General features: G+C 70.1%; 6 protein-coding genes, 1 pseudogene and 1 riboswitch. Of the genes and pseudogenes, 1 reads left to right on the top strand and 6 read right to left on the bottom strand.

What is annotated here, in order from left to right; all coding sequences use genetic code 11:
- Positions 1-176: pseudogene (locus AX685_RS02810) on the top strand (DedA family protein); the annotation flags it as partial.
- Positions 177-208: 32 nt separating this feature from the next.
- Here the strand turns inward: AX685_RS02810 and AX685_RS02815 are convergent.
- The 6 genes from AX685_RS02815 to AX685_RS02840 form a co-directional block, all read right to left on the bottom strand.
- Complete coding sequence (locus AX685_RS02815; RefSeq protein WP_066485219.1) at positions 209-907, bottom strand: DJ-1/PfpI family protein; 699 nt, start codon at positions 905-907, stop codon at positions 209-211.
- A 26-nt stretch (positions 908-933) separates the two neighbouring features.
- Positions 934-1,020, bottom strand: a riboswitch (ZMP/ZTP riboswitch).
- A gap of 45 nt (positions 1,021-1,065) precedes the next feature.
- Positions 1,066-1,515 (bottom strand): hypothetical protein, encoded by a 450-nt coding sequence (locus AX685_RS02820; RefSeq protein ID WP_082740470.1) that lies wholly within the window; start codon positions 1,513-1,515, stop codon positions 1,066-1,068.
- A 4-nt stretch (positions 1,516-1,519) separates the two neighbouring features.
- Positions 1,520-2,053: a demethoxyubiquinone hydroxylase family protein gene (locus tag AX685_RS02825; RefSeq protein WP_066485222.1), complete on the bottom strand. Its 534-nt coding sequence runs from the start codon at positions 2,051-2,053 to the stop codon at positions 1,520-1,522.
- Positions 2,050-2,547, bottom strand: a complete 498-nt coding sequence (locus AX685_RS02830; protein WP_082740472.1) for a disulfide bond formation protein B — start codon at positions 2,545-2,547, stop codon at positions 2,050-2,052. The genes AX685_RS02825 and AX685_RS02830 overlap by 4 nt, the downstream gene beginning before the upstream one ends.
- A complete protein-coding gene (locus AX685_RS02835) occupies positions 2,544-3,929 on the bottom strand; it encodes a S41 family peptidase (protein WP_066485224.1) in 1,386 nt (461 codons plus the stop codon). The genes AX685_RS02830 and AX685_RS02835 overlap by 4 nt, the downstream gene beginning before the upstream one ends.
- 99 nt (positions 3,930-4,028) lie before the next feature.
- On the bottom strand, positions 4,029-4,702 hold a 674-nt coding region (locus AX685_RS02840), incomplete at its 5' end, for a murein hydrolase activator EnvC family protein (protein ID WP_156445632.1).

Here is a 4,702-nt window from a genome sequence, read left to right on the forward strand (position 1 = left end):
GGCCGTTCTGCCTGCTGCTGGCGTGGATCGGCATGGTGCTGGGCGACAAGTGGAACAGCGACCCGCGGCTGAAGGCGTTCTTCCACCGCGCCGATGCCGCGATCGGCGTGGTGCTGGTCGCCGCGATCGCCTTCTACATCTGGCATCGCGTGCGCGGGTTGAAGAAGCACGGCTGACCCGGCGGTCGGCCGCCCCGTATTCCCTCCCCTCAACCGGCGAACCCCCGCCGCGCCGCCAGCGCGCGTAGCTGGTCGTCGCGCCCCGGTGCCAGCTGCGCCACGCGCCGCTCATAGGCCTCCACCACCGCCACACCCGCGCGCTCGGGCGATCCGGCGTCGAACGGCGGCATCGGGTCATATTCCAGTGCCAGCTGCACCATGCGCGCATGCGCTTCCCCGCGAATCAGCGCGGTCAGCCGCAACGCGAAGTCAATGCCCGCGGTGACGCCCCCTCCGGTCAGGCGGTTGCGATCGATCACCACGCGCTCGGCCACCGGCTCGGCACCGAAAAGCGGCAGCATGTGCCGCTGCGCCCAATGGCATCCCGCCTTGTACCCGCGCAGCAGCCCCGCCGCGCCGAGCACCAGCGATCCGGTGCACACGCTGGTGACCCAGCGCGCGTCCGCCCCCACCCGCGCGACCCATTCGATCGTCGCATCGTCGGCGATCGCGCGATGCGTGCCGAACCCGCCGGGCACGCACAATATGTCGGCGGCGGGCACGTCGGCAAAGGTCGCGGTCGGCACGATCGAAAAGCCCGCGTCGGTCGGCACCGGCTCCAGCGTCGCCGCGACCAGATCGAGCCGCGCATTGCCCAGCCGCGAAAGTACCTGCACCGGTCCGGTCAGGTCCAGCTGGGTCACATCGGGAAACAACAGGAAGGCGATGCGCAGCGGTTCGGCGGTCATAACGGCAGGCTCCTCTCGTCGATCGAACGGGGTGCCCAGGCGCGCGGCGGATCATCATCCTTGGCCGCGTTCCCCTGCGGTGACCCGCTGAAGCGCCAGTCGCGCGGCCGACCGCCACGGTAACGGCGTTCCGACCCGAAGGCTAGCGCGCCGCCCGATCAGGGAACGTCATTCTCCGCCTTGGCCGCAGCGCGGCGCTCGCGCTTCCAGCGGGTGGCATTCTGCACGACGCACCCCGTGGCGCTCGCCGCGCCGACGGTGGAGCAGGTGCCGACGCCGACATTGCCGACGGTCTGGTTCGCGGCTTCCTTCGCGGCCCAGCTCTGGTTTTCCGGCGTCACCTCGAAATTGCGCAATTCCTTGGGGATGCGGAACTGTTCCTCCGCCGGGCGGCGTACGCACACCACGATTTCGTCGCCATTGGCGTTGGTCGGGCAGCGTTCGTTGCCGTACAGCGTCAGCACGCCGTTGACCGGTGCCCCGCGCGACACGCCATCGGCCGCAGTGGTCTTTGCGATGCGCGGCGTGCCGGGGGACGGCGGCCCGCTCTGGGCCAGCGCGGCCGTGGGCAGCAGCGCGAAAAGCAGGAAAACGGCCGGACGGCGCATCGGGTCAGATCCTCTTGGCGGTGGCGATGGCGATACGGCATCCCAGCCGGATCGCGGCGGACATCAACGGATAGGCGGGCGCATCCTCCGCGCCGCTGGCCAGCGCGGTGTCGCGATGCTCCAGCTCCTCGGCCTGGAATTCGGCGATCGCCTCGGACAGCACCGGATCGCTGTCGCCCAGCGCGACCAGCTGCTCGGCATAATGTTTGTCGATCTCGGTCTCGACCGCCGCGGTGCAGGCCATCGCCGCTTCCGGCCCGATCGCGGCGGTCACCGCGCCCAATGCGAAGCCGGCAACGTCCCAGAAGGGTTGCAGGATCGTCGGGCGCACGCCGCGCTCGGCGATCATCCGGTCGAAGAAGGCGCGGTGGCGTTCCTCCTGAAGCGCCATCGCAGAAATCTTGCGCGCCATCGGCGACCGCTGCCCCATGATCGCCAGCTGCCCGGCATAGATGCGGGTCGCGCCATATTCACCGGCCTGATCGACGCGGATCATCGCATCGGTCGCGGCAGGGCGATCTCCGGGCTTCCACGTCATCCACGCCTCCACAGCTGTGTCGCGATCACCGCCGCACCGATCAGCGAGAGGATCGCATTCCACCCCGCCAGCGACACGCCGAACAACGCCCACTGCGCCGCATCGCACCGAACGATCGGCGCGGCCAGAAGGTCGCGCAGCGCCTGGTCGGTCGACAGACCGGTCGTCGATATCGTCTGCGTGCAGGCGGTGATGCCCTGCCACCAGTGATATTCGACCCCGGCGTGGAAGACGCCGATCAACCCGGAAACCGCGATCAGCGCCGCCGCCCCGGCCACCAGCGTCGCCTTCACCCGTGTGCCGCCGGTGACGAACGCCAGCACCGCCAGCACCAGCGCGCCATAATGCGGCCAGCGTTGCCAGTGGCACATTTCGCACGGGTACAGCCCGCCCAGCAACTGGAACGCCCATGCCCCGCCCAGCAGCGCCGCCGGGATCACCAGCGCGAGCAGCCGGGCGTTGCGCAACCCGATCGCGCGCATCGCGCCGGTCATTTCGTCCCGCCCGCTTTGTCAGCCGCCGCCTTGTCGGCCGCGGCCTTGGCCGCCATCGACTGGGTTACCGCGGCGACCTGCGTCGGACCGCCCAGCCGCGCGATCGTCTTGAGCGCATACCACAGCTGGAAATCCTTGATCCCCTGCTTCTCCAGCGCCTCCGGCGTCGCGGCGAAGCGCGGATCGTTCTTCACGTCCTCTTCCAGCACCGCATTGTCGGGGGCCTTGATCTCGTTGATCAGATGGCGGCGCAGGTCGGCCTCGCGGAACACCGGGCGGCTCTTGTAATCGGGGTCGGACAGCTGCGGCACGCGGATGTCCGGCTCGATCCCGCCCTCCTGCACGCTACGCCCCGACGGAGTATAGTAACGCGCCGTCGTCAGCCGCAGCGCGGTGCGCGGCCCCAGTTGCAGCAACGTCTGCACCGATCCCTTGCCGAACGTCCGCTCGCCCATCACCAGCGCGCGGTGGTGGTCCTGCAACGCGCCCGCCACGATCTCGCTGGCGGACGCGGTGCCCGCATCGGTCAGCACGATCACCGGCAGGCCGTGCGCATCGTCGCCCGGCTTGGCGTAGTAACGCTGCGTGTTCGCCGCCTCGCGCTCGCGCTGCGACACGATCTCGCCGCGTTCCAGGAAGGAATCCGCCACCGCGATCGCCTGGTCCAGCAGCCCGCCGCCATTGTCGCGCAGGTCGACGACATAGCCCAGCGGGCGATGCCCCAGCGACTTGTCGATCGCCATGATCGCCGCGCGCGTATCCGCCCCGGTCTGTTCGGAGAAGGTATTGATGTTGATATAACCGACGTCGCCCTTCACTTCCCATTTGACCGGGCGCTGGACGATCACCTCGCGGGTCAGCGTGACCACGATCGGCTTGTCGCGGCCCGGGCGCACCAGCGTCAGCGTCACCTTGCTGCCCGGCTTGCCCCGCATCTGGGCCGTCGCTTCGTCCAGCGTGCCGCCGTAGATCAGCTTGCCGTTGATATGGGTGATATAGTCGCCGGATTTGATCCCGGCGCGCCCCGCCGGCGTATCCTCCTGCGGCGCGACGACCTTCACCGCGCCATCCTCCATCGACACGGTCAGCCCCAGCCCGCCGTAGCTGCCCTGGGTCTGGATGCGCAGATTGTCGTAATCGGACCCGTCGACATAGCTGGAATGCGGGTCCAGTGCCGCCAGCATCCCGTCGATCGCACCCTTGATGAGCTGTTCGTCGGTAACCTTGTCGACGTAATCCGCCTTCACGCGGTTATAGACGTCCAGGAACTTGTCCATCTCGCGATAGGTGGCGGTATCGGCCGCGGCCATCGCTCCCGTGGCGACGGGGATCATGGCGATTCCCGTGACCAGCGCGGCGGCCTGGAGCAGCTTGGACTTCATGCGAACGGGTCGATCCTGCGACGAAGGGATGGGACCGCGGGATGTAGCGGAAAGACACGCGCTGTCATAGCAGCTAAGCGCCTGAACCGCGGTTGAGCGTCAGCCCACCAGCTGCGCGATATCCATCGGCACGCCCTGCCGCCGCAGCTCGACGGTCACGTGCGCGCCGTCGTTGACGGCCGCGCGCCCGATCGCCGCACCGGGCGCCACCGCCTGCCCGCGCCGCACCGCCAGTGCGCCAAGCCCCGTCAGCAACGTCGTCCAGCCATCGCCATGGTCGATGATGACCACCCCGCCATAGCTGCGGAAGGGCCGCGCGAAGACGATTCGCCCGCCCGCCGGCGCGATCACCGCCGCGCCTGGCGCGACCGCGAAGGTCAGTCCGCGCGCCTTGACGCCATTGTCCGAAAGCTCGCCCAGCCCGGTGACCAGCCGCCCGTCGACCGGCAGGCGATAGGCCGCCGGGCTGGCCGCCGCGCCGGGCGCCGCGCGCGCCACCGGCGGGCCGGGCAGCGCGATCAGATCGCCCAGCACCGCCTGTCCGCCGCCCACCGCCGCCAGCCGGTCGACCGCGTCGCGCGCCGCCTCCCCCAGCGCCAGCGCGCGCGCGTCGTCGCCCTCGTCGCGATCGGTCAGCATCGCCAGCTGCGCGCGCGCCTCCATCAGCCCCGCACGCCCGGCTTCCAGCTCGCGCGCGGCGACGCCGGCGCTCGCCCGCAACGCCCGCGCCTGCGCCAGTTCGCCGCGCAGCGCGGCGGTGCGCGCCTCGACCG

Source organism: Sphingomonas sp. CCH9-F2 (assembly GCF_001556735.1).
In the GTDB taxonomy this organism is placed as follows: domain Bacteria; phylum Pseudomonadota; class Alphaproteobacteria; order Sphingomonadales; family Sphingomonadaceae; genus Sphingomonas; species Sphingomonas ginsenosidimutans.

What these genes read in the sequence shown, in the direction of transcription:
- AX685_RS02815 (WP_066485219.1), bottom strand. Translation starts at nt 907, where the DNA reads ATGACCGCCGAACCGCTGCGCATCGCCTTCCTGTTGTTTCCCGATGTG.
- AX685_RS02820 (WP_082740470.1), bottom strand. Translation starts at nt 1,515, where the DNA reads ATGCGCCGTCCGGCCGTTTTCCTGCTTTTCGCGCTGCTGCCCACGGCC.
- AX685_RS02825 (WP_066485222.1), bottom strand. Translation starts at nt 2,053, where the DNA reads ATGACGTGGAAGCCCGGAGATCGCCCTGCCGCGACCGATGCGATGATC.
- AX685_RS02830 (WP_082740472.1), bottom strand. Translation starts at nt 2,547, where the DNA reads ATGACCGGCGCGATGCGCGCGATCGGGTTGCGCAACGCCCGGCTGCTC.
- AX685_RS02835 (WP_066485224.1), bottom strand. Translation starts at nt 3,929, where the DNA reads ATGAAGTCCAAGCTGCTCCAGGCCGCCGCGCTGGTCACGGGAATCGCC.